This is a genomic window from Sphingomonas sp., from assembly GCF_036388215.1.
Taxonomy (GTDB): Bacteria; Pseudomonadota; Alphaproteobacteria; order Sphingomonadales; family Sphingomonadaceae; genus Sphingomonas.
In genome coordinates, this window is sequence record NZ_DASVSH010000032.1 from 1 (window position 1) to 1,635 (window position 1,635).

At 64.6% G+C, this 1,635-nt stretch carries 2 protein-coding genes; both read left to right on the top strand.

Annotated features, from left to right (window positions below; all coding sequences use genetic code 11):
• Window positions 1–223: 223 nt before the first annotated feature.
• Window positions 224–823, top strand: coding sequence for a histidine phosphatase family protein (locus VF617_RS14135; protein ID WP_331015548.1), 600 nt, complete (start codon window positions 224–226; stop codon window positions 821–823).
• Window positions 820–1,596: a TIGR04290 family methyltransferase gene (locus VF617_RS14140; protein ID WP_331015549.1), complete on the top strand. Its 777-nt coding sequence runs from the start codon at window positions 820–822 to the stop codon at window positions 1,594–1,596. Before VF617_RS14135 ends, VF617_RS14140 begins: the two co-directional genes overlap by 4 nt.
• Window positions 1,597–1,635: the final 39 nt, after the last annotated feature.

A 1,635-nucleotide genomic window follows, 5' to 3' on the forward strand; every position in this document is an offset into this window, starting at 1 on the left:
CCCCCAGGTTGATCTATGTTAGACAAGCGTATTGAGCAACTTAGCTGCTTCTTCTTCTTCCGAACCCTGAACACCCGTTCATACAGCTTTGTTCCGTGCCCGCAAAGAGTCGCGCCCGCCGGCCATCGCGGATTGCGGCGCACCTCCGCGGATGGAACCGCCTTGCTCGCCGGGCGGTTGCGCGGCAGATGAACGTTCGTTTCACCAGGGTTCCGACGCACGCGTGACCGCCAACATTCTCCTTATCCGCCACGCCGCCCATGTCGAGCTTGGCCGCACCTTGTCCGGCCGCCGGCGCGACGTGGCGCTCAGCAAGGACGGGCTGGAGCAGGCCGAGATCGTCGGCGACCTGCTCGGGGTGGAGCCGATCACCGCGGTGTATTCGAGCCCGCGCGAGCGCGCTTACTACACCGCCCGCGCGGTTGCCGAGCCGCATGAAATCACGGTCGAGGTGGTCGACGACCTCGACGAACTCGACTTCGGCGGCTGGACCGGAATGGCGTTCAGCGCGCTGGAAGGCGATCCGGGCTGGATGGAGTGGAACGAGGCACGCGCCACCGCCCGCCCGCCCGGCGGCGAAAGCATGGAAGAAGCGGTGCGCCGCACCACGGCCGCGCTTGCCGTTCTTGCCCACGACAATCCGGGCCGGACCATCGCCTGCGTCAGCCATTGCGACATCATCCGCGGCGCGATCGCATTCTATCTGGGCCTGCCGCTCGACCATCTCCTGCGCTTCGACGTGGACCCCGCCTCGGTGTCCCGGATCGCGCTCGGCGATTGGGGCGCGCGGGTCATGACCCTTAACGAAAGGCTGTATCAATGAACGGGGCCGCAAGAAGCCAGGAGCCCAACGACCTTCGCGCGCGGGTCGAGGCGCTCGCCCCCTGGTTTCACAACATGGACCTGGGCGGGGTCAGGACCGCGCCGGAGCACTTCCTCGGCGATTATCCCAATGTGAAGTTCCAGCATTTCGCGCCCCATCTGCCCGCCGATCTTTCCGGCAAGAGCGTGCTCGACATCGGCTGCAACGCCGGCTTCTATTCGATGGAGATGAAGCGGCGCGGCGCGGAGCGCGTCGTCGGCATCGACAGCGACGACCGTTATCTCGCCCAGGCGCGGCTCGCCGCCGAGACGCTCGGCTACGACAATATCGAGTTCCGCAACCTTTCCGTCTACGACGTCGCCGCGCTGGGCGAGAAGTTCGACCTCGTGATCTTCATGGGCGTCCTTTACCACCTCCGCCATCCGCTGCTCGCGCTCGACCTGATCCACGAGCATGTCGCCGGCGACATGCTTCTCTTCCAGTCGATGCAGCGCGGATCGATGGAGGCGGCGGACCTCCAGGAGGATTACCCCTTCGAGGTGACCGACATCTTCGACGCTCATGCCTACCCCAAGCTCCATTTCATCGAGCGCGAATATGCCCATGACTGGACCAATTGGTGGGTGCCCAACCGCGCGTGCGTGGAGGGCATGCTGCGCGCGTCGGGCTTCCAAATCGAAAATCGCGCGGAGGACGAGGTCTATATTTGCCGCAGGACAGAGATGCCGTATGCGGCTAGGGGAACCGGAGCGGTCTATCCAAACAGGGGGTGAGTTTTGCCTGTCGAAGCGGCGATGATCTGGAATGAGCCG